This window comes from Aquiflexum sp., assembly GCF_041749095.1.
In the GTDB taxonomy this organism is placed as follows: domain Bacteria; phylum Bacteroidota; class Bacteroidia; order Cytophagales; family Cyclobacteriaceae; genus Aquiflexum.
Genome location: NZ_JBGTCA010000027.1, coordinates 1 through 22,313 on the forward strand (window position 1 = coordinate 1; position 22,313 = coordinate 22,313).

The 22,313-nt window shown below is 39.2% G+C and carries 19 protein-coding genes and 2 tRNA genes; 7 read left to right on the forward strand and 14 right to left on the reverse strand.

Annotated elements, in window-relative coordinates; translation table 11 throughout:
- Positions 1–745: TonB-dependent receptor domain-containing protein (locus tag ACEW8O_RS01835; protein WP_373492919.1), on the forward strand; the 745-nt coding region annotated here is incomplete at its 5' end.
- A gap of 107 nt (positions 746–852) precedes the next feature.
- On the opposite strand, the gene ACEW8O_RS01840 is transcribed toward ACEW8O_RS01835, so the two are convergent.
- From ACEW8O_RS01840 to ACEW8O_RS01880, 9 genes are all read right to left on the reverse strand, one after another.
- Positions 853–1,071, reverse strand: coding sequence for a DUF2683 family protein (locus ACEW8O_RS01840; protein ID WP_373492920.1), 219 nt, complete (start codon positions 1,069–1,071; stop codon positions 853–855).
- Between the two features lie 197 nt (positions 1,072–1,268).
- On the reverse strand, positions 1,269–1,469 hold the full coding sequence (locus ACEW8O_RS01845) for a GIY-YIG nuclease family protein (RefSeq protein ID WP_373492921.1): 201 nt from the start codon (positions 1,467–1,469) through the stop codon (positions 1,269–1,271).
- A 91-nt stretch (positions 1,470–1,560) separates the two neighbouring features.
- Positions 1,561–1,809 (reverse strand): GIY-YIG nuclease family protein, encoded by a 249-nt coding sequence (locus ACEW8O_RS01850; protein ID WP_373492922.1) that lies wholly within the window; start codon positions 1,807–1,809, stop codon positions 1,561–1,563.
- A 32-nt stretch (positions 1,810–1,841) separates the two neighbouring features.
- Positions 1,842–1,916 (reverse strand) — tRNA-Val (locus ACEW8O_RS01855).
- Between the two features lie 159 nt (positions 1,917–2,075).
- Positions 2,076–2,150: transfer RNA gene (locus ACEW8O_RS01860), tRNA-Val, on the reverse strand.
- 269 nt (positions 2,151–2,419) lie between these two features.
- Positions 2,420–3,958 (reverse strand): aldehyde dehydrogenase family protein, encoded by a 1,539-nt coding sequence (locus ACEW8O_RS01865; protein ID WP_373492923.1) that lies wholly within the window; start codon positions 3,956–3,958, stop codon positions 2,420–2,422.
- A 64-nt stretch (positions 3,959–4,022) separates the two neighbouring features.
- Positions 4,023–5,117 carry a DUF4421 domain-containing protein gene (locus ACEW8O_RS01870; RefSeq protein ID WP_373492924.1) on the reverse strand — a complete coding sequence of 365 codons (1,095 nt, stop codon included), beginning with the start codon at positions 5,115–5,117 and terminating at the stop codon, positions 4,023–4,025.
- A gap of 600 nt (positions 5,118–5,717) precedes the next feature.
- Positions 5,718–6,428, reverse strand: coding sequence for a glycosyltransferase (locus ACEW8O_RS01875; RefSeq protein ID WP_373492925.1), 711 nt, complete (start codon positions 6,426–6,428; stop codon positions 5,718–5,720).
- Positions 6,429–6,572: 144 nt separating this feature from the next.
- Positions 6,573–7,775, reverse strand: a complete 1,203-nt coding sequence (locus ACEW8O_RS01880) for a pyridoxal phosphate-dependent aminotransferase (RefSeq protein ID WP_373492926.1) — start codon at positions 7,773–7,775, stop codon at positions 6,573–6,575.
- A gap of 132 nt (positions 7,776–7,907) precedes the next feature.
- Here ACEW8O_RS01880 and ACEW8O_RS01885 point away from each other — a divergent pair, with 132 nt between their 5' ends.
- From ACEW8O_RS01885 to ACEW8O_RS01900, 4 genes are all read left to right on the forward strand, one after another.
- A complete protein-coding gene (locus ACEW8O_RS01885) occupies positions 7,908–8,771 on the forward strand; it encodes a toxin-antitoxin system YwqK family antitoxin (RefSeq protein ID WP_373492927.1) in 864 nt (287 codons plus the stop codon).
- 95 nt (positions 8,772–8,866) lie between these two features.
- The gene (locus ACEW8O_RS01890) at positions 8,867–9,298 is read left to right on the forward strand and encodes a MarR family winged helix-turn-helix transcriptional regulator (protein WP_373492928.1); all 432 of its coding nucleotides are present in this window, start codon (positions 8,867–8,869) and stop codon (positions 9,296–9,298) included.
- Positions 9,299–9,391: 93 nt separating this feature from the next.
- Positions 9,392–10,396: an NAD(P)/FAD-dependent oxidoreductase gene (locus ACEW8O_RS01895; protein WP_373492929.1), complete on the forward strand. Its 1,005-nt coding sequence runs from the start codon at positions 9,392–9,394 to the stop codon at positions 10,394–10,396.
- A gap of 15 nt (positions 10,397–10,411) precedes the next feature.
- On the forward strand, positions 10,412–10,732 hold the full coding sequence (locus tag ACEW8O_RS01900) for a 2Fe-2S iron-sulfur cluster-binding protein (protein WP_373492930.1): 321 nt from the start codon (positions 10,412–10,414) through the stop codon (positions 10,730–10,732).
- 71 nt (positions 10,733–10,803) lie between these two features.
- Here ACEW8O_RS01900 and ACEW8O_RS01905 read toward each other — a convergent pair whose 3' ends face one another.
- Together ACEW8O_RS01905 and ACEW8O_RS01910 are read right to left on the reverse strand one after the other, a co-directional pair.
- A complete protein-coding gene (locus ACEW8O_RS01905; protein ID WP_373492931.1) occupies positions 10,804–12,966 on the reverse strand; it encodes a cation:proton antiporter in 2,163 nt (720 codons plus the stop codon).
- Between the two features lie 41 nt (positions 12,967–13,007).
- A complete protein-coding gene (locus tag ACEW8O_RS01910) occupies positions 13,008–14,900 on the reverse strand; it encodes a DUF389 domain-containing protein (RefSeq protein ID WP_373492932.1) in 1,893 nt (630 codons plus the stop codon).
- 309 nt (positions 14,901–15,209) lie between these two features.
- Here ACEW8O_RS01910 and ACEW8O_RS01915 point away from each other — a divergent pair, with 309 nt between their 5' ends.
- Entirely contained in the window at positions 15,210–15,773 is a 564-nt protein-coding gene (locus tag ACEW8O_RS01915; RefSeq protein ID WP_373492933.1) for a hypothetical protein, read from the forward strand.
- A 199-nt stretch (positions 15,774–15,972) separates the two neighbouring features.
- On the opposite strand, the gene scpA is transcribed toward ACEW8O_RS01915, so the two are convergent.
- On the reverse strand, positions 15,973–18,105 hold the full coding sequence (gene scpA, locus ACEW8O_RS01920; RefSeq protein ID WP_373492934.1) for a methylmalonyl-CoA mutase: 2,133 nt from the start codon (positions 18,103–18,105) through the stop codon (positions 15,973–15,975).
- Positions 18,102–19,517: a methylmalonyl-CoA mutase family protein gene (locus ACEW8O_RS01925; protein WP_373492935.1), complete on the reverse strand. Its 1,416-nt coding sequence runs from the start codon at positions 19,515–19,517 to the stop codon at positions 18,102–18,104. Before ACEW8O_RS01925 ends, scpA begins: the two co-directional genes overlap by 4 nt.
- Before the next feature lie 444 nt (positions 19,518–19,961).
- Here ACEW8O_RS01925 and dnaA point away from each other — a divergent pair, with 444 nt between their 5' ends.
- Positions 19,962–21,386, forward strand: a complete 1,425-nt coding sequence (gene dnaA, locus ACEW8O_RS01930; protein ID WP_373492936.1) for a chromosomal replication initiator protein DnaA — start codon at positions 19,962–19,964, stop codon at positions 21,384–21,386.
- A 141-nt stretch (positions 21,387–21,527) separates the two neighbouring features.
- On the opposite strand, the gene ACEW8O_RS01935 is transcribed toward dnaA, so the two are convergent.
- Complete coding sequence (locus ACEW8O_RS01935) at positions 21,528–22,283, reverse strand: PdaC/SigV domain-containing protein (protein WP_373492937.1); 756 nt, start codon at positions 22,281–22,283, stop codon at positions 21,528–21,530.
- Positions 22,284–22,313 lie beyond the last annotated feature (30 nt).

The window sequence follows — 22,313 nt, forward strand, 5'->3', positions numbered from 1 at the left end:
CAGTGAATATGGATGGAGACATTTTCCGGGTGCGGAGATTGGATACCAAGTCAATGAAACCTCAAGGCTTTATAGTAATTTTGGCAATAGCTTCAGAATCCCTTCCTACACAGAGTTATATTATCAGGATGCCAGTAATACAAGCAATCCCAATCTACTCCCCGAAGAAGCCAGAAACTTCGAGGTTGGTTGGAAACTGAATAAATCAAGGCTGAGGGCTGAAATCGTTTATTTCTATCGATTTACCGAAAATCTCATAGATTATACCCGTGCACCAAGTACAGTACAGCCCAATCCAAATCTCTGGACACCAGGAAATATCAGCCAGGTAACCTTCAATGGATTGGAAACATCCTTTCAATACTTGGTAAAATTGGGCTTGGCAAATGTTAAGATCAAGGACATTTCATTCAGCTACAATTATATCAATGCTGATCTGGTACAAACCGAAGGTGTGGAATCCAGATTTGCCCTGAATTCCCTCAAAAACCAGTTTATAGGAGGGATTAATGCCGAGTTTTTCAAAAAAGCTGAATTGACAATTAAAGGCAGATATCTTGAAAGACTTGCACTGGATCCCTATTTCCTTTTAGATGCAAGACTGGACTACAATCGCTTAAAAAAATTCGGACTATTTCTAGAGGCTTCCAATATCACAAATGCAGAGTACATCGAAGCCGGGTTTGTACAGATGCCGGGGAGGTGGTTTAAGGCGGGGTTTATGGTGAATTTGCAAGATCTTTAAAATCAAGATGTTTAATTGAAGCTTTCTAGCTGCCGTGGTCAGAGTCTTCACTGACCACAACTTTTGGATATGTTCCTGAGCTCGTTTGGTAAAATCTTAGCGATAAGTCATTTCAGTCCCAAATAACTTTTTATATTCTTTTTATTAACGCTTATAAATTCACCCTTTTTGTACTGTTCCCTGCTTTCATCAATTTCAGCAACAAACTCAGGATCATATTCCATAGCCACTTCAAACTTCATTTTGAGCGCTTTGGCAAAAGCCTTCAGTTCATTTTCCTGTTCAGTGGTCTCTGGATGGATTATGATGAATTTTTTCGTTTTCATTAGGCTTTATCTTGTTTTTGAGTGTAATATGTAAAAGTGAAATGCCATAAACAAAAAAAGTCTCATGAAGAGACTTGCTGTGGGAGTTGAGGGATTCGAACCCCCGACCCTTCCGATTAAGATCGGAATGCTTTGAAATCCAATGGGTTATTTTTGATTAATCAATTCAAAGATTTTCTTTTTGCTCTTCCATGATTTCAGTTGCCTTTCCCTCGCATATGCCGATTCCTTGTCCTTAATTCTTCTTTGTAAACCAAAATCCAATAAGGAGCATGTCCCGTGAATCCTTTGTGATTCGAATTGTGTTTGCGTAACCTTTCTTCAATCAGGTCACTGGTATGACCTATATAGAATTTATCAAGCTTTTTTGAATGGAGGATATAGAGATGACAGGTCATAAAAAAAACCTCTTTTTGAAGTTTTGTGGGAGTTGAGGGATTCGAACCCTCGACCCTTCCGATTAAGATCGGAATGCTCTGAACCAAAAATCTAAGTGTTGATAAGACTGAGTATTTTCGACTTACTCTTCCAGGATTTGACTTTTCGCTCTCGGCTATAGGCTTCCTCTTTTGAACTGAATTCCTCGAAATATACCAATTCCCAATCGTTTGTTTTACCGGTAAAACCTTTGTGGTTGGTGTTATGCCGACGGACTCTTTCCTTCAATTCATCACAGCTATGTCCAAGATAAAATTTATCCTTTGACTTTGAGTATAATATGTAAAAGTAACATGCCATCAACAAAAAAAGCCTCTTAAAGTGACTTGTCGTGGGAGTTGAGGGATTCGAACCCCCGACCCTCTGCTTGTAAGGCAGATGCTCTGAACCAACTGAGCTAAACTCCCAAAATGTTATTAATCCCTATTTCTACAATTCGATCCACCAACCCTTCCGATGGTAATCGGAATGCTCTGAACCATCCCGATAGCTATCGGGATAAACTCCCAAAATGTTATTAATCCCTATTTCTACAATTCAAATCCGCAACCCTACCGATGATAATGTGGGAGTTGAGGGATTCGAACCCCCGACCCTCTGCTTGTAAGGCAGATGCTCTGAACCAACTGAGCTAAACTCCCAATCTTTTTAACTGAATCCTCTGAACCATCCCGATAGCTATCGGGATAAACTCCCAATCTATTTTAAAGAATGCTCTAAATCATCCAAATAAATTCATTTGCTTTTCAAATGGATTGCAAAGGTAGATTTAATTTTATCTGGTACAAATTTTATATTTAAAAAAAAGCATCACAGAATTTAAGCAACTGAAAATGAATACTATTTATTCATTATGGAGATAATATTTTAAAGAAAAGAATGGGCTTTTTTTCTAAGGCCCATTCTTTCTTTAAATATCAAACTTTATCCCCTGTGCCAAAGGCAAAGTAGTACTATAATTAATGGTATTGGTCTGACGGCGCATATATGCTTTCCAGGAATCGGAACCCGATTCACGTCCTCCACCTGTTTCTTTTTCACCACCAAATGCCCCTCCAATCTCTGCCCCTGAAGTTCCGATATTGACATTGGCGATACCACAATCAGAACCTGACGCGGACAAAAATGTTTCTGCCTCCCTCATGTTCAAAGTCATGATGGCTGATGACAAACCTTGCGGAACGCCATTGTGCATGGCAATTGCCTCGTCCAAAGATTTATACTTCATGATATAAAGGATAGGAGCAAATGTTTCTTCCTGCACCATCTTGAAATGGTTTTCAGCTTCTATGATACATGGTTTAACATAACATCCGGACTCATATCCTTCACCTGAAAGTACTCCACCGGCTACAACTTCCTTCCCTCCTTCTGCCATGGCTTTTTTTATCGCCTTTTCATACATCTCCACTGCCATTTTATCGATCAATGGTCCCACATGGTTTTTTTCATTCAAAGGGTTTCCAATCACCAATTTGGAATATGCGGAAGCCAATCTCTCTTTTATGGTTTCATAAATTGACTCGTGTATAATCAACCTTCGTGTTGTGGTACATCTTTGACCTGCGGTCCCAACCGCACCAAACAATGCTCCACGGATAGCAATTTCAAGATCTGCATTTTCGGTGATGATGATGGCATTGTTTCCACCTAACTCCAACAGTGACCTGCCAAGTCTCTCAGCTACTGCCTGACCTACGATTTTACCCATCCGGGTTGAACCTGTTGCGGAAATCAGGGGAACCCTTTTGTCCTTTGTCATATATTCCCCAACCTTATAATCTCCAACAATCAGAGAAGATATCCCTTCAGGCAATCCATTTTCTTTAAATACCTTTGCTGCAATATGCTGACAGGCAATCCCTGATATTGGCGCTTTCTCAGAAGGTTTCCAAATGCAGACATCACCGCATACCCATGCTATCATGCTGTTCCATGACCAAACTGCCACAGGGAAATTAAATGCTGAAATGATCCCCACAATCCCAATTGGATGCCACTGTTCATACATCCTATGTTCTGGACGCTCAGAATGCATGGTCAAGCCATACAACTGTCTGGACAATCCAACCGCGAAATCACAGATATCTATCATTTCCTGAACTTCTCCAAGACCTTCCTGATAGGATTTACCCATTTCGTAGGAAACCAATTTCCCGAGTTCAGCTTTGACCTCACGCAGTGCATTTCCTATTTGTCTGATGATTTCTCCCCGCTGAGGGGCAGGCAAATTTCTCCATGTTTTATAAGCTTCTTGGGCTTTCGAAACTACTCTTTCATAACTTTCCCTATTTGTAACCTGTACCTTTCCGATCAATTCCCCATCTGCAGGAGAAAAAGAACTGATATATTCCATTCCAGAATCTATCCAATGACTCCCTGTTGATGTTCCTAAATTTTCAGATTGAATTTCGAGATTTTGTAATTTCACACCATATAATTCTGACATGCTACTTTGGTTTTAATGCTTTACGATTGGGAACAAAACTAAATAAAATTCATCAGGCCTTTGCTTAATTTTCTTTTTTCTGTTTTAATCCTTTAGGGAAATATCGTTCCAGGTTTACATATTCCAGAATGGGCCTGAGCTTTGGTCCGATATCAAATCTATAAACCAAATTCATCCTGTAATTGCCCGTCATGATTGCATTCGAAAAATCGTTGACTTGAGCCATCCTCACCCGATTATGAACATAATTGGCATTTACAGACCAACGGAGGCCGTTGTATCCTGCAAACCCTCTCACTAACAGATTGGGGGAAACACCCAAATTTGTCATCCTTTCTCCTGAATAATCCAAGTAAGACTGCCCTATAGCAAGATTGGTTGATGCCATTCCGGTAATAAAAAAATACTTCCAAAACACAAATGTATGAACATAACCAACATTGGGGCCCATCTGGAAAAATCCCAGATTCTGGAATTCTTTCCTTCCATTAACATTTGGTTGAATTGGTGCAGGAATTAGCATCCCCTCATTTGTCGCCCAACCTCCATAAAATTCAACCCCGGCCAAAAAACTCCCTGCAGATTTTTTTTGTCGGGCACCTTGATGAAAAGCAGCTTTAAGCGATACCTTATCCCCATTAAACAGGTACTGAAAATTAGCCCCAAACTTCCTGACCTGCAAATCCGGCAGTAGCATAATGTCTTCATGTGAAACATTCTCACCATCTATTTTCTGCAGATAATACCCATTATAGATTTGGGCAAAAAGATCAATGACCAGTTTCCTTGGATACATGTGTGCCTGTAAATCCAAAAATTTTGTTTCTCCTCTCTCATCATTTCGATTCATAAATCCAAATCCATAGGCAAGGTTCAAGGTGAAATCGTTATAAGTAGCTCCAATTCCAAGGTTGTGCGTGCTATTAGGTTCAAACCTAAATCTGGTATCTTCTAATTTATCGGAAACATTTAAGGATGTGTATTTTCGGGAAATATAAATTCTCGAAGTAAGCATTTTTGGATAATTAACATAATACAGTGTATCATGTTGGGCAACAGCTTCATTATTAAAAAAAAGCATTGTGACCGATAAAACTATACAAATAAAAACAACTTTATGCCCAACTACATCCATTATTCCTGTAGGAAACTTATCCATGTTAAATGCTTCTAAAAGATTACAACAAATAACATAAAAAAATCCGCACACCTTGCGGATTATTTAAATTTGAATGGAGATCAGTAAAAATGATTATCTAAATAATCTCCATTCATTTATTTTGCAAAAGTCTTTAGCAGAAAAAGTTGCTTAATCACCCAGAACAAATATAACAAACTTTAAATTAAAATTGCAATACCCTGTTCACGGTATTTTTTGATTAAATAACAAAAAATTTATAAACTATTTAATGAGAGGTGTAAATTCAGTTGAAAACAGCTAATAAATCTATTTAGCATCTGAAAAAAAATAAATAGAAAAAAATGAAATGACTCTATCTGAGTTTCCTACTTTAGAAGCTACTTAAAACATAATAGATTGAAAATTAATTAATTATTTTATTAGTCCTATTAGTCTTTTTGGCCTCAGGTTTCCAATAAATTCCATTAAAAAGAGGATTTCAAATGTCAAATATTTTTAATTACCAACAAAGGGGGTTAAAATAATTTTTTCATTGAATATTTATATTTTAAAATTTACTCTATAAGTATATTGCAAATTATAGAATGCTTTTTTTGGTATATGAATAAATTTGAATATTTATATTTTATCCATCCCTTTCCAGAATTTCAAAAAATAGTATTTAAATGGATTCGTATATTTTAATTGCTTCCATGGTCTGCTTCCATGGGGCCGATGAAGCACTCTGGTTTTCATCAACACATAATTATCAAAACCCAATTCCAAGGACTTTTTAGAAATAAATGTATCATACCAATCTTTGGTATCATCCAATTCCATAAAATCAAAAGCTTTTAAAAATCCAGGTGAAAACAGTGTACAGCAAAAACTCAAACTTCTATCGGTCTTAATTACATTTTTGGTCATCGACTTGAATTTCAGGTAGGGAAAATTCACATTGTCATTCTCATCAACGGTAATGGCCCCAATAAGTCCCGACTTTGGAAACTCTTCCAGAAAAGCCATCATCTCAAAAATTGTATTTTCTTTGATAATTACATCAGACTCCACCACCAACATGGGTATACCATTGCTCAAGGCTTCTTTTTGTGCCATTTGAAGTACCAACTTGTAATTCGGTGAAGGAGTATCGGTGATTTCTTCCAGATTAACCAATTGATACCCGATTGAGTCGGCCTCTGTTTGTAACTTGGATTTAGTCTCCTCGGTACTGAAGTCATTGAAAATGGTGTGTTTCAATGAATAGTTGGATCCTGCAATTGCATTGGCACATTCAAGTGTGCTATCCACTGCATTTTTGACAGGTGTAATTACAAAAACTTTAGACATATATGTATCAAATTGAAGTCAAATTTAGTTTTTTCCAAAGCATAAAAAAACCCCGGCACAAGGCCCGGGGTTTCATTTTAGCTAAATGTTTACCGACTATCCGGATTTTCGGTTAGGAGTCATACTTCCGCTTACCGAGGAGAATTATTTCAATTTTGCAAGAGCAGTTTTCATTCTTTTCAATGCCTCTTTCAAATCCTCTTCAGACGCCGCATAGGACAGCCTGACACAATCATGCGCTCCGAAAGCCTCCCCTGTCACCAAAGATACATTTGCCTTTTCCAAAAGGTACAGGCAGATATCATCAGCGTTGTTGACAGTGTAACCTTCCGTAGATTTTCCGAAGAAAGCAGTTACATCCGGAAAGAAATAAAATGCGCCTTCAGGTACATGAGTTTTGATTCCGGGAATATCCCTCAACAGTCCCAATACCAAATCTCTTCTTTTTAAATAGGCCTCCTCCATTTTTTTGGAAGGATTTTGGTCACCTACAATTGCTGCCAAGGCCGCTCTTTGGGCAATACCTGTACCTCCTGAAGTAAATTGGCCCTGCATTTTCTCACAAGCTTTGGCAATGAACAGCGGTGCACATATATACCCAACCCTCCATCCGGTCATGGCATATCCTTTAGAGAATCCATTGACTGTAATGGTTTTTTCAAACATTCCTGGAAAAGATGCTATGCTTGCGTGCTTTCCGGTAAAATTGATCAGCTCATATATTTCATCCGCAATTACAAAAAGATTTTCCCTCTTCTTCACTACTGCTGCTATTGCTTCCAACTCCTCTTTGCTGAATACCGATCCTGAAGGATTGCAAGGAGAGGAATAGATAATTGCTTTGGTTTTATCGGTCAATGCCTCTTCCAACTGAGAAGCGGTTGCTTTGAAATTATTCTCTAGATTTCCTTCTATCAATATCGGTATACCGCCTGCTAATTTGATGATTTCAGCATAACTGACCCAATAAGGTGAAAAAATAATGACTTCATCACCTTCATTGACCATGCACATAAATACATTGGCAATAGAATGCTTTGCGCCGGTAGAAACAACAATATTTTCAGCTTTAGCCTCAGAAATATGGTTGTCATTTCTGAGCTTTTTGGCGATTGCTTCCCTGAGGTCCTGATAGCCAGCCACAGGAGGATAAGCAAAATATTTGCCCTCATCAATAGATGCCTTTGCCGCTTCCTGAATATGTTTTGGGGTTTTGAAATCAGGCTCTCCAAGGCTCAGACTGATGATATCTATACCTTGGGCTTTCAGTTCCCGGGCTTTTTTGGCCATAGCCAAGGTAGCCGATTCCTCCATTTGGTTGATCCTGTCGGATAGAATAGAATTCATTATTATGGTTGTTTTTTTAATTCCGCCAAAAATACGGATAACTGTGATTAATTCTACCATAAGCTGATGAATTGATTTAGAATCTATATTTTTGGGATAAAATATAGCGCATCTTGATTCGTTTATGGAAATATGAATTCAAAACATCTTCTTCCTTTATTTTTAATGGCAGTAGCACATTCCGCTTTTTCGCAGAAAGACGAAAAAGCTGATTTGGTCGATCCTGATTCAACAGGAGTTATGGCTGACAATTTATTGCCTACCACTGCCCCTATTCTTCTGTTTGATGATTATACAAAATCCGACAAGAAAAAAGAAAAAAAGAAAAAAGCCAAAAAGAACATCTATTTTGGGGAAAAGACCAAAAAAGGCTACACCAAGCAAACCATAAGAGATCAGACCCAGTACCAAATCTTCAATTTCACCACACAGAACAGAGAGTTTGATCCTTACATCAGGGATATTCATTGGTTTGATACCAGAGAAAAAGTGATCAGGTCAAAGGAATTTGATTTTTCAAGGGGCTTTTTGCTGCATGGGCCTTATGTCAGGGAAGTGGGAGATGTAGTTGTAGAAAAAGGCAATTTCTTTTTTGGCACCAAGCATGGCACATGGCTAACTTTTGATACCAAAACAGTATTATTAGATAAATCACATTATTCGGAAGGTTGGCCAAAAGATTCAAAAGTGACTTATTATAACAGGGAACAAAAGAAAATAGAAAAACTGACACCTGTTGAATATGATCTGATGGAAGGCAATTTTTTCCATTTTCATGAAAACGGACAGATCGCAGTAACAGGTGAATATCATTTTGGGGAAAAAGTGGGTCTTTGGACAGAATATTGGAATACCAAAAACAACAAAATTATCCGAAAAAGAGAAATTCAATACCAGGAAATCCCATTTACAAAAAATTTTAGACCTTTTATAAGAGCAGAATGGGACCAAGAAGGCAACCTTATCTATAGAAAAGAAGGAGTTGCGGCAAATTAATGTTCAACATTAAATACTCACAAACCCTATAATTTTTGTAGGTTACTGTTTTTTATTTTAATTTACTCCGTATATTTGTTGTGCTAATTATTGGTATGACACAAGAACAATTCAGTAAATATTCATTTCTATTGGATCGCACCGCAAGACGGGTCAAACAATATGCCCAACAAAAATTCAAATTGGGTGAATTTGACATAACTGTGGATCAGTGGCTTATCATGAAAAATCTCTCTGAAAACGAGCTTCTAAGTCAGGCTGAGCTGGCACAATTGGTTTTCAAAGATCAACCAACACTGACAAGAATAATAGACATATTGGCAAAAAAAGGTTATGTGGAAAGGGTTCCACATCCATTGGACAGAAGGAGTTTTCAATTGGTCCTGACAGATCAGGGGCAATCCAAGGTCAATGAATTGAAGCCCCAAATAGCCTCTATAAGGGAAAAAGCTTGGGAAAATCTCGGGAAGTCGGATTTTGAGGAGTTTAAGAGAATTTTGAATACCATTTATAACAACCTTGAATAGTTTGTCTATTAAATTCATTAATTACTTGTTATACTAATTATATTTGTACGAACATTTAAACCGGGTATTGGTTAAACAATAAACATAAATATCATGATCACTACGGACATTTGTATCATTGGAGCAGGACCTGTTGGTTTGTTTGCGGTTTTTGAAGCCGGATTATTAAAGATGCGCTGTCATCTGATTGATTACTTACCTCAGGTCGGAGGACAACTCTCGGAGATTTATCCTCAGAAGCCCATTTATGATATTCCCGGCTATCCGGAAATCAAAGCACAGGATCTTGTGAACAACCTAATGGACCAAATCAAACCTTTCAAACCTACTTTTTCATTAGGGGAGAGAGTTGACCACTTGGCCAAGCAGGAGGACGGATCTTATGTCATCACTACCAATGACAAAACAAAAGTCCATGCCCAAGTTATCGTAATTGCAGGAGGATTGGGAGTGTTTGAACCAAGAAAGCCGGCACTTGAAAACCTGGATCATTTTGAAGGAAAGGGAGTGACCTATATGGTCAAAAACCCTGAAACTTTCAGGGACAAAAAAGTTATGTTGGCTGGTGGCGGTGATTCAGCACTGGACTGGGCCATATACCTCTCCAATGTAGCCGAAAGGGTAACTTTGGTCCACAGGAATGAAACCTTCAGAGGAGCACCTGATTCCGCTGCAAAAGTTTATGACCTGGCCAATAATGGAAAAATAGACCTTATCCTTTCAGCCAATCTAAAGGAACTGGGTGGAAACGGCAGTCTTAAAAGTGTGAAATTGGAAGGCAAAAGCAAAGAAGAATTCACTATTGATACTGATTATCTTATTCCTCTCTTTGGTCTTAGTCCGAAGTTGGGCCCAATCGCCGATTGGGGTCTGAACATTGACAGAAATGCCATTGAAGTAGATACCCGGGACTATTCCACGGGAGTGGACCGCATATTTGCCATCGGGGATATCAATACCTATCCGGGAAAATTAAAACTTATACTCTGCGGATTCCATGAAGCTGCCATAATGATGCATGCTGCCTTCAAATATGTTTACCCTGATCAAAAATTAAGCTTTAAATATACTACGGTTAACGGTGTTAATTCATTTTAATACTATTTTTGAGGCATGGTAACATTCACTGTAGAAGATCACGAAGGCAACCGGCAGGAAATCGAAGCTCCTGATGACATGGGATTAAGCCTTATGGAAATATTAAAAGCATCAGAATATCCGGTCTTGGCGACATGTGGTGGTATGGCACTTTGTGCAACCTGTCATGTGCAAATCATGGAAGGAATAGGTGAATTGGGAGAAGCAACAGATGCAGAACTGGATCAGTTGGAAAATCTCCCGGAATACTTCCCTACCAGCAGATTAGCCTGTCAGGTTAGGATAAGTCCATTATTGGAAGGATCCATTATCAAGCTCAGAGGAGAGGATAATTAATCCATTGTAAAAATATATTTTTCCGCGGGAGAAAAAAGAGGCAAGGCCACTTCTATCTTTCGCGGTTTTTTTTATTTCTTTTTGAACAACCTTCCCACAGTTTCTCCAAAATTCTCCAGGTTATTGACCCCTTCCAGTAATGGATTCAATAGAGAAGTACCACCATATTTAGTAAATCCTTTTCCATCAAAATCAAATTGCATTGGGTATAAAAGGATATAGTTGTTTTTGTTGAAATATTTGTTGAGGTACTTTGGAAGTTTGTCCATTGTCAGATCAAAAGACACGCCATTGGTTCTACTCATGATCACAACCAAAGCATCATCCGCCTTCAAATCCCTTGAAATAATTAGAAAATCATCCCAGTCTTCAAAATCAATGAATTCAGCCTCCAAGCTGAATTTCAACTGCACTTGCTGGATATATTTCAAAGTATCATTGGAACCATAAAACACCAATTTGGCCCCTGTATTTCTGCCTATATTCCAAACCCTCAACAACCAAAAAGCAAATCCCATTTCCTTTTCGGCATTTCTAGGAATCACTATAATATACCTGTTTATTGTATTCAGTGGTTGATTGGACTGATAAATCAAAGCAGTCACATTACTTCGCCTTAGAATACCCTCTGTCAAATCCCCAAGAAAAGAATCAGAAATTTCCTGTTTTTTATGCAGTCCCAAAATTATATCCGAAACCTTATTTTCCTTGATGACATTAGTAATGCCATGGACCACATTAGAATCATACCTGATTAATTCCGTTAGAATATTGTCAGTTGCAGCTGCACTGATACTTGCTTTCTTCAATAGTTTTTTTGCATACTTTTCTTTGGTTTCATCCTCAGAATCCGAAGGGACAATATTCAATGCAAGCAAACTGTTTTTTGCCGACTGGGCTTTGATGGTCACTCCAAGATGTATCAATTCATCAATATTATCCGGGTAATTAATGGGAATAAGTATCCTTTCCCCGGATATTTCTTTTTCACCTTCATCAGGTTCTTCATTTTCTTCCAACACTAATTTTGCCGCTCCTCTTTGTGCAACAAAGGATGCAATAGTGCAGGTGACCAAAATCATTAAAATAGTACCGTTCAAAATACTTTCACCCAATAACCGAATCGGTTCTCCGGCTTCGTTCACTCCCAAAATGACATTATACCCCACCAAAATAGCGGCTAAAGTAGCTGCTGCCTGTGCGTTGCTCAAACCAAAAATCACATCCCTTTGGGCGGCTGAAAACTTAAAGGTTTTTTGGGTAATCCAAGCAGCCAGAAATTTGGATATGGTGGCGACCAAGGTCATGATGGCGGCCACGAATATGGTTTCAATATCAGAAAAGAAAACCCTGAAATCTATCAACATCCCGACCCCAATCAAAAAGAAGGGGATGAACAGTGCATTGCCCACAAATTCGATCCTATTCATCAAAGGAGAAGTAAGAGGGATCAATTTGTTCAATGCCAATCCTGCAAGAAATGCCCCAATGATAGCTTCAATGCCTGCTGCTTCCGCTAAAAACGCACCCAAAAACACCATTGCCAAAACAAAAATATACTGGGAAATATTATCATCGTTCCTTTTAAAGAACCATCGTCCCAAAATAGGGAAACCAAATATGACTATTAAAGCAAAAATCAAAATGGAAATACCCATCCTGATCCAGAAGTCATTGGTCAGTTCCCCTGAGGACATGGCAACGATGACCGCCAAAACCAATAGGGCCAATGTATCAGTAATAACTGTACCGCCTACAGTGATATTGACAGCTTTGTTTTTCACTACTCCCATTTTACTCAGGATTGGATAAGCTATCAGTGTATGAGAAGCGAACATACTTGCCAATAGGACGGATGTTATCACTGTAAATCCCAACACATATATCCCCGAGAAAATACCCAATGTCATTGGAATGGAAAATGTAAGAAGTCCAAAAACAATGCTCTTGTTTTTGTTCTTTTTAAAATCTGCCATATCGATTTCAAGACCTGCTAAAAACATAATATAAAGCAGGCCAACAGTGCCAAACAGAACCACACTACTGTCTCTTTCCAATAAATTCAAACCATTTGGGCCAATTATCGCACCTGCAATGATCAACCCGATGAGCTGAGGGATTTTAATCCTATTGAGGAGAATTGGAGCAAAAAGAATGATGAATAGAATGCTTGCAAAAATCAATACAGGATTGCTAAATGGCAATGAAAAATTCAGATCAGCAACCAAAACCATAAGGGTATATATTTATGGAGCTAAAGTAAAAATTTTTCGGATCAAAGTACAAGCCCAACAGAAAGTTCCACTTCTACTTCTTGCCCAACAATATCCTGAATTTCATTTTTAACCGCACTCAGCTCTTCATAGTCAAGTGGTTTTTCCGAAATTATTGTAAGTGATATCCGCATAGGATTCATTCTGATTACCCTGACATCCCGCAACTTTCCTTGAGGAATTTCTGCTCCGCTTAATCGCTGCATGATTTTATTTTCTTTTACCATCCTCGAAAATCCAAAACCCAAAGGTGCACTGATCAATGCCACAAAAAACAAAGAAATCAACAATCCTTTTTTAGCCAACCTAAACGGACTAAATCCCAGTAATAAAAACGTCAATGCCGCTGAAAGGACCATACCTGCCAAGTTGGTTATCAATAAAAGCAAAGCCCCAAAAAAAACTTCCCAATCTCCCCATCCCAAACCTATCCCCGAAACAGAAAGTGGCGGAACAAGAGCTACTGCAATGGCCACTCCTGCCAAGGTCTTGGCAACTTCCTTTTTGGAATGGGCATACGCACCTGCAACTCCTGAGGCCGCTGCAACTCCCAAATCCAAAAGATTGGGTCTTATTCTTGCAACAATTTCACTGTTCGGCGTATTGAGGGGAGTAATCCATGTGATCAGAACAGCAAAAATATAACCGACTAAGAGACCATAGCCAATGGCGAGCAGACTTTCTTTGATCAGTCTTTCATTTTGACGCAAAACACCCATTGCAAGTGATATGATGGGTGACATCAATGGAGCCAAAATCATGGCGCCGATAATCACCGGAGAGGAATTCCCAAAAAGTCCAAAAGTGGCAATGATGGTTGACAGGGCCATTAGGACAAGATAACTCTGACTGGTCTGGGAATTTTCCCTTAAAATACTGAAAAGCCATTTGAACTCTTCTGTGGTCGCATGATTGGTAAAAGGCAGAAAGCGGTTCAATAATTCATTTTTCAATTCACCTTTTGGTAAATTCTGCACTTTAAAAACCCTGTTTTTTTCCACCTCCTTTTCGGAATCCAACAATGTACCCGGGACAATTGCCAAAGCTTTTGGTTTCACTACCATTTCAATTTCCCTGGCACTCAATAAAAGTTCATCAGCAGCATAATTGATGGGATTGTCACTTTTTATCACTATCCTGTCAGTCTTGATATGGGCAACATAATCCGGCAGCGAGTTTTTGAGTTTTGACCTGAACACGCTGTAAAACCCAAACTTTATAATTTCCCATATACTCTTTGGTGCCAATACCAAACAATGCATCATGCCATCATTTGGATTGGAATCCTCTATGATCCTCCTTGATAGCATGGAGCTCTTACCATGCTGTACCACTACCATTCCCAATGCAGCCGTATCAACACCCTGATCCAACTCATCGCCACTCTTAGTATTCCAGGAAATACTATAAGGTTGTAGTCTTACTTTTCTGAAAGATTTTAAAAATATATTGAACCGGGCAATTATTTTTCTAAAAAAGCCTTCCTGCAATCCGGAACCATACATTAGACTAAATGTATTGCCAATGATGAGTTTATTGAGTACCGGTTTGCCGTTTGCCAATAGCAGGTCTACCTCCAAAAGCTCCTCCGAATCCATGATGTTCCTTGCTGCAGCTTCAAGTTTGGAAGAAACCCCAAAACCTTGCCTACCTTCTTTCATCTCGGGATGTGGCAAAAAACCTATTTTCCAGTGATTTTCTACAATCTCCTCAATGAATTCATGTAACTGCTCATCAGATAGATAGCACATCAAAAAATCCTCTTCAGAAAATTTAAAGTTCCTGAAATTCTTATAGGCAATCTTTAATTTGATTTTCTTTCCAAATAGGGGCAGCACTTTTTCTTCGACTACATCGGCTCTGCTTTCATCAAAAATTAGTGTGATCCTTTTCATATAATTTCAAATTGACAATCTCCACCCATTTATCAAAATTTGGGTAAATGCACCCTGGGCTTTCAAATAGAATGGCTTATCCCTCCTTATTCAACAATTTTTATGGACATCTGTTCTACAGATAACAAGGTAGCTTCAATTTTGCAATTGTACCAAACGGCCGATTTGGATTTTGATTGTGAATAATCATATAACTGGCAGAAATTATTTTGTATTTAAACCCTAACCGTCCATTAACATAACTTTAATTTTGAAAATCATAATAATTCATTAATTTAAAGATAATTCTAACCAAAAAAATAAAAAACTATGGGTATTCCAATTATTTCAAATGTTGTAAATGGTATTAAAGGCGGTGTAAAGGCGACACTTCAAGGTACGGCAGATACCGGAAGTGCGGTGGCCAATGCAGTCAAAAATGTGGCCATTACCACATTGAAAGGCACCGGTGAACTAGTGGTCAAAGGCCTCCAAGTCCCTGCCTCGATTGTTTCAGGAGCATTCCAAGGTGTATCAGACATTGGAGTTTCGGTCATTAAATCAGTCAAAGGAATTGTAAACGGGACCATACAAGGTGCCATGGATTCCGGTGTGAGTCAAAAGGACGCTGTTCAGGGAAGTGTAAAGCAGGCCATTGAGTCCGCCAAAGGCCTTGGACTTGACGTGGGCGAGGTGGCTGTAGAAGCAGTTACCGGTGCGGTCAACGGCGTGAAACAGGTCGGGGGCGACTCGGTCAGTGCTGCAAAAGATGCGATAGTAGCTGCCCTTGAGGCGGCCAAGGATATTGGCAACGAAACCGTAGAAACAGTTAAGACAGCTCTTCATTCAAGTGTGGATGGGGCCAAGGATATTTTGAATGAAATCAAAAAATAATTGATCAACATAATCAAAAAAAAGCGGGTCTCAGATCCGCTTTTTTTTTGAATACACGGCATAACCGCATAAATTAAGTGCTATTTTTTTCTTCCAAAGTCCCTTGTCAAAAAAGAGAATCAGTCTTTTAGACATTCCTTTTGACTTTATTTGGTTTAAAATCCCGTTTATGTGTCCATTCCATAATCACCAAATCATTTCAATCCTTTTCCTCCAACAATTTTCCTAATATTTCAATGGCCGCTTTGGGTAGAACCGTACCCGGACCAAATACCGCAGCAACTCCTTTTTCAAACAAAAAATCATAATCCTTGGGTGGAATCACCCCTCCTGCAATCACCATGATATCCTCTCTGCCGAGTCTTTTCAATTCATCGATGAGCGCAGGTACCAAGGTCTTATGACCTGCAGCCAAAGATGATGCCCCCACAATATGCACATCGTTTTCAGCAGCTTGCATGGCCACTTCTTCGGGTGTTTGAAATAAAGGCCCAATGTCCACATCAAAGCCCATATCGGCAAATCCGGTAGCAATCACTTTGGCACCTCTATCGTGTCCATCCTGTCCCATTTTTGCCACCATGATCCTAGGTCTTCTGCCTTCCAATCCGGCAAATTCATCCGCCAGCTTTTTAGCCTCCATAAAATTACTGTCATCTTTGGCTTCACCGGAATAAACACCCGAAATTGAGCGGACGGTCGCTTTATGTCTTCCGAATTCTTCTTCCATAGCATCAGAAATTTCACCTAAGGTAGCCCTTTTTCGGGCTGCTTCCACGGCCAAAGCCAACAAGTTGCCATTTCCGCTTTTGGCGGCCAGGGTTATGGCATCCAATGCCTTTTCGACTTCGTCCTGTTTTCTTTCTTTTTTGAGTTTTTTCAATCTTTCTATTTGGGATAAGCGCACGGAATTGTTGTCTACTTCCAAAATGTCAAACTCGCTTGGTTCATCCGTCTGATATCGATTCACACCGACGATGACATCTTTTCCGCTATCTATTCTCGCCTGCTTGCGTGCCGCAGCTTCTTCTATCCTCATTTTGGGAATCCCAGCTTCAATTGCCTTGGCCATTCCACCGAGTTCTTCCACCTCTTCGATCAGTGACCAGGCTTTTTTGACCAATTGGTCCGTAAGGTATTCCACATAATGCGATCCCCCCCAAGGATCAACTACCTGAGTGATACCTGTTTCTTCCTGAAGGTACAATTGCGTATTTCTGGCTATTCTTGCCGAAAAATCCGTCGGTAAAGCCATTGCCTCATCAAATGAATTGGTATGTAAAGATTGTGTATGACCCAATGCAGCAGCCATTGCCTCCACGCTTGTTCTAGCTACATTGTTGAATGCATCCTGTTCGGTCAAAGACCATCCCGAAGTCTGACAGTGTGTCCTTAGGGTAAGTGATTTGGGATCTTTTGGGTTAAATTGGTTGACGATCTTGGACCATAACATCCTGCCGGCGCGCATTTTGGCAATTTCCATAAAATGGTTCATCCCTATTGCCCAAAAGAAAGAAAGCCTGGGTGCAAAATCATCTATATCCAATCCGGTTGAAATCCCTGTTCTCAAATATTCAAGACCATCTGCCAAAGTATAGGCAAGTTCCAATTCGGCAGTAGCTCCTGCTTCCTGCATGTGGTAACCTGATATTGAAATGGAATTGAACTTGGGCATATTTTTGGAAGTATATTCAAAAATATCCGCAATGATTCTCATCGAAGGCACGGGTGGATAGATGTAGGTATTCCTGACCATGAATTCTTTCAGAATATCATTTTGGATAGTTCCGCTCAACTGTTCAGGATTTACCCCTTGTTCTTCCGCAGCGACAATGTAAAATGCCATAATGGGAATCACCGCACCATTCATGGTCATGGAAACGGACATTTGATCCAAAGGAATCCCGTCAAACAGGATCTTCATATCAAGGACTGAATCAATGGCTACACCGGCCTTGCCCACATCCCCAACTACCCTTGGATGGTCTGAATCATATCCCCGGTGTGTGGCCAGGTCAAATGCCACTGACAGCCCCTTTTGTCCACCTGCCAGATTCCGTCTGTAAAAAGCATTGGATTCCTCTGCGGTAGAAAAGCCCGCATATTGTCTAATCGTCCAAGGCCGTAACACATACATGGTGCTGTAAGGCCCTCTTAAATAAGGTGGTATTCCCGCTACAAAACCATCATGCCTGATTTCGGACATTGTTTTTTTGTCAAAAACAGACGGAATGGATATTTTCTCTCCACTTTCCCATGAAGTACTTTCAGTGGAAGGCAGGACGTTTTCCTGAGTAGTACTGTTGTGCAGTTTGCTTAAGTCCGGTCTCATGGTTTCTGGGTTGTGTTTTTTTCCATCTTTTCGGACGCTCTTGCAGGAAGCATTTGCCAATTTTCTTCTGTCTCTGGATTTTCATTGCTTCTCTCAAATTGTTCATTTGGAACAATAAATTTATTGACACCGATTTTAACGGTTTTTCCATTCTTTAAAGCATCCATTTTTTGATTCCTCTTTGCTTTTACAGCATTTTGTATAGAACCAATTTGATAAAGCTTCCACCATCCACCTAGTTGCTCAATTTCAATCAGTTTGGACTGAACCATCTCAAACAAATCACTGATTAGGTTTTCCAGATAAAAACTTCCTGCTGTAGGATCCAATACCTTATCCAGGTAAGATTCCTCTTTCAGAATGTTTGAAATATTTCTTGCCATTCTCCTCGAAAATGAATCACTTTTGCCCAAAAGAGCATCATGGGGTAATACATGAAGTGCATTGCATCCGCCCAATATCGCGGCCATCGCCTCTGTGGTATTTCTGAGCATATTGGTGTACACATCCATCTTTGACATGGTCCAAAAAGAGGTAGATGAAATAATAAAAATGTTTTCCATCGGTATAGTGATTTGATACAGTTTGGCCAATTGGTGGTACAAAATCCTAAAGGTTTTTATTTTGGCCATTTCCATAAAATAATCAGACCCAACAGCAGTCTTGAGCATGGTCTTTTCAAATATTTTTTTAGATGAAATTCCCCTTTGGGTCAAGCCGTCTACAAGCTCAATATAAGCTGCAAGGCTGTAAGAAAGCTCCTGAACGGGAGATGCCCCTGCATTGTGAAAAATAGCTGAATCAATGGTAAATACCTTAAACTGACCCAATTCTTCTGCTTCTCCCAATAATGAGGCTGCTGTTTCAATTATATTTTCCTTATCTTCTTTTTCAATTAGGGTATTTGCAAAACCATCCCATAAAAGCCCTCCCTGTAATTCATTCGGATCAAAACCGTTTCTTTTTATCCAATTCAGAAAATGATGAAGGGCTCCAATAGGATCATTTTTTGGAACAATAAAAATCTGTATGTACTTGGGCATTACCTCTTGGAGCAATAAGTCCAGGTCTTCATCTCCTTCCAATGGAAGCAACAGTGCATCTGCACCATTCTGTAGTGCCAATAGAAGTTCTTTGTTGGACGCTTTTACATCAGCACCCTCCACCTCAAAAACATTTGACCAATATCTAGGTGAAAGTCCGGGGATGGAAGGATTGGGCACTATGGTTCCAACTGAAAATCCTTTCCAACTTACATCTTCAGCGGTATAAAAAGGCGCAATTTTGAGACCATCGGAAGTTTTGGTGACCAGGGTCTCTTCAAAATCTTTCCCTCTCAGGTCTTTGGTGACTTGCCGCATCCAATCTTCCTTGGAAGCCCGGGGAAACCCCTCAAACAAATTATCTTTCATATTTGGATTTAAAGTAGATAATGCAAAAGATTTGAAATCTTTTGTACCAAAACAGTATTATGGAAATCAATAATGTTAATCCATTCAAAAATACGGTTTCCAACCATCAAAAACCACTGTTTTGAAGCAATTTGAATATTGATCTCATCATTGGAGGTCACACGCATACATTCTTAGAAAGACCAACATCCTGTCAAAGTTCCGGAGGATATGAACCTATTATCGACCAAATTGGGACGTGTGACTTAAGGTTGGGAATGTTGTATTTTGAGTTTTCAAGAAAAAATAAAATAAAAAATGTCCTTGCCAAAAACGTGGCGGTCAAATAGAAAAGTCAAGTCTTTTTCCATTTTTTATTTAAATATATTTTCCCCAAATTTGAGCCCCTTGATAATGCGGGGGTGATAAGTCCTATTTCTTTTCTAAAGATATTTAACCTAATAAATGAGTTCGGAGGCCAATGCAGTTTGGAATGAATGTTTGCGTGTAATTGAACAGCACGTCAACGAGCAAAGTTTTTCGACTTGGTTTAAACCCATAAATCCGGTTAGACTGGAAGGAAGCAGCCTCACGATACAAGTTCCAAGTCAGTTTTTTTATGAATGGCTGGAAGACAATTACGTTCAGGTACTCAAATTGGCTATAAAGTCAATTTTAGGACCAAACGGAAAATTGGAATATGCCGTGGTAGTGGACAGGGGCAATTCACAAAACCAGCCTTATGTGGTCAGTTTCCCACAGGGAAATAATTCTAACCCTTCAAAAAAAGTAAGCTCCGAAAGTACAGATAATAAAAGCCCCTTTCATCTTCAGTCTCTTGACAATGATATGCTTTTGCAATCCAACCTCAATGCGATTTATACCTTCAATACATATATTGAAGGAGACTGCAATAGACTTGCCCGCTCGGCAGGATTTGCTGTAGCTACCAAGCCCGGTATCACCTCCTTCAATCCGCTGATGGTATATGGTGGAGTAGGTCTTGGGAAGACGCATTTGGTACAGGCTATCGGTAACGAAATCAAAAACGGGCCTGAGGATAAATTTGTACTTTATGTCTCTTCCGAAAAATTTGTGAATCAGTTTATGGACTCCATCAAGGATGGAAATGTTAAAAATTTCACCAATTTCTACATGCAGGTCGATGTATTGATTATTGATGACATTCAATTTTTGGCCGGGAAAGACCGAACCCAGGAAATGTTTTTCCACATTTTCAATCACCTTCATCAAAACAAGAAACAGATCATCATGACCTCGGATTGCCCTCCCAAAGACCTGAAAGGCTTGGAAGAAAGGCTATTGTCGAGATTTAAGTGGGGGTTGACGGCTGATTTGCAGATGCCGGATTTTGAAACCAGGGTTGCCATCATCAAAAGGAAAATGCAATCTGAAGGGATATATATTCCGGATGATGTCATAGAATACCTTGCCTATACCGTGGATACAAATGTCAGGGAATTGGAAGGAGTCATGATATCACTGCTTGCCCACGCCTCCCTGAACAGGGTGGAAATTGACCTGGCTTTGTCCAAGGCTATCATGAAAAATATCGTCAAAGATATCGAGACCGAAGTCGGGATTGATTTTATCCAGAAGACAGTTTCGGATTATTTTGATATCAAAATTGATGACTTAAAAGCCAAAACCAGGAAAAAAGAGATTGTGACCGCCAGACAGGTGGCCATGTATTTCGCAAAGGAATTTACAAACCATTCTTTGAAGTCAATCGGATACCACTTCGGCGGAAGAGACCACAGCACCGTCATCCATGCAGTGCAGACGGTCAATGATTTTATGGAAACCGATACTGCCTTCAGGAATTCAGTCAATGATCTTAAAAAGAAATTTAAAATGAGGTCTTATTGATTGTTTTACCCGTTCACGAAGCCTCTGACATCTTTTCTCGACCGATGTTGGATGTCCGATGACCGATGACCGATGTTGGTTTATGTCCAAAGAAGCCTTTTTTCTGAAATAGTCAATTAGTAGAATACCGTATATTCATTTTCATTGATAGAGATTCACAATACCAATCAGTTCACTTTTTGCAAACTTGATTTCTGTGGTGCCCATGACATAAGGGCCTATTTCATAGGAATTATAAAACAGGACAAGAGAATCATTTTCAAATCCAATCGATGAGGGAAGGAAAAATTCATCATTTTCGTCTAGGAAGAACATTTCGGTTTCCTTCAAGGGAATGTCTTTCTTCACCTGATGGATTTCCCTGAATTTTGATTCAGTCATTTCAAGTAACTTTTGCTCATCTATTATCATTGAGTTATTGTCAATTTTTGTATTTTTCTGTTTGTCAAAATTTAGGTATTGCCTAAAGCTGTTGGGATGTGCGCCTCCTGTGAAAGAATAGGTCTCAAAAACTATTGAGATGATTTTTTCATTTTCGTAGGTAACTTTGGCATCAAGTTTTATTTCCCAGTCCTGAGTGGATTCAAAATCAACCATGAAATCTACATAGGAATCCAAAAAATTGGCAACTGCCCCTTCTAATCCTGTCGCCTTTATTTCCTCCTGAACATCTACAGTTTGGATGATTTTTTCTTCAATAAGAATATTCAAAACAATTGAAACTTCATTTTCTCCTACAAAAAAAGGATACATCAAATTTAATTCAGCGCAATTATCTCCATGACAAGCTTTTCGGTGAAATACCTCTGTCTTAACATCAAGTTTTTTTGTCCCGACATTACACGAAAGCAGTGAAATCAGAAATAAAAAAACAATCAATCTATTTCCTTTTATCATAATGATTTATTCTTTTATTATTCTCTCTTT

What these genes read in the sequence shown, in the direction of transcription:
- ACEW8O_RS01895 (WP_373492929.1), top strand. Translation starts at nt 9,392, where the DNA reads ATGATCACTACGGACATTTGTATCATTGGAGCAGGACCTGTTGGTTTG.
- ACEW8O_RS01915 (WP_373492933.1), top strand. Translation starts at nt 15,210, where the DNA reads ATGGGTATTCCAATTATTTCAAATGTTGTAAATGGTATTAAAGGCGGT.
- ACEW8O_RS01885 (WP_373492927.1), top strand. Translation starts at nt 7,908, where the DNA reads ATGAATTCAAAACATCTTCTTCCTTTATTTTTAATGGCAGTAGCACAT.
- ACEW8O_RS01850 (WP_373492922.1), bottom strand. Translation starts at nt 1,809, where the DNA reads ATGGCATGTTACTTTTACATATTATACTCAAAGTCAAAGGATAAATTT.
- ACEW8O_RS01865 (WP_373492923.1), bottom strand. Translation starts at nt 3,958, where the DNA reads ATGTCAGAATTATATGGTGTGAAATTACAAAATCTCGAAATTCAATCT.
- ACEW8O_RS01880 (WP_373492926.1), bottom strand. Translation starts at nt 7,775, where the DNA reads ATGAATTCTATTCTATCCGACAGGATCAACCAAATGGAGGAATCGGCT.
- ACEW8O_RS01910 (WP_373492932.1), bottom strand. Translation starts at nt 14,900, where the DNA reads ATGAAAAGGATCACACTAATTTTTGATGAAAGCAGAGCCGATGTAGTC.
- ACEW8O_RS01870 (WP_373492924.1), bottom strand. Translation starts at nt 5,117, where the DNA reads ATGGATAAGTTTCCTACAGGAATAATGGATGTAGTTGGGCATAAAGTT.
- ACEW8O_RS01935 (WP_373492937.1), bottom strand. Translation starts at nt 22,283, where the DNA reads ATGATAAAAGGAAATAGATTGATTGTTTTTTTATTTCTGATTTCACTG.
- ACEW8O_RS01925 (WP_373492935.1), bottom strand. Translation starts at nt 19,517, where the DNA reads ATGAAAGATAATTTGTTTGAGGGGTTTCCCCGGGCTTCCAAGGAAGAT.
- ACEW8O_RS01890 (WP_373492928.1), top strand. Translation starts at nt 8,867, where the DNA reads ATGACACAAGAACAATTCAGTAAATATTCATTTCTATTGGATCGCACC.
- ACEW8O_RS01900 (WP_373492930.1), top strand. Translation starts at nt 10,412, where the DNA reads ATGGTAACATTCACTGTAGAAGATCACGAAGGCAACCGGCAGGAAATC.
- scpA (WP_373492934.1), bottom strand. Translation starts at nt 18,105, where the DNA reads ATGAGACCGGACTTAAGCAAACTGCACAACAGTACTACTCAGGAAAAC.
- ACEW8O_RS01905 (WP_373492931.1), bottom strand. Translation starts at nt 12,966, where the DNA reads ATGGTTTTGGTTGCTGATCTGAATTTTTCATTGCCATTTAGCAATCCT.
- ACEW8O_RS01840 (WP_373492920.1), bottom strand. Translation starts at nt 1,071, where the DNA reads ATGAAAACGAAAAAATTCATCATAATCCATCCAGAGACCACTGAACAG.
- dnaA (WP_373492936.1), top strand. Translation starts at nt 19,962, where the DNA reads ATGAGTTCGGAGGCCAATGCAGTTTGGAATGAATGTTTGCGTGTAATT.
- ACEW8O_RS01875 (WP_373492925.1), bottom strand. Translation starts at nt 6,428, where the DNA reads ATGTCTAAAGTTTTTGTAATTACACCTGTCAAAAATGCAGTGGATAGC.
- ACEW8O_RS01845 (WP_373492921.1), bottom strand. Translation starts at nt 1,469, where the DNA reads ATGACCTGTCATCTCTATATCCTCCATTCAAAAAAGCTTGATAAATTC.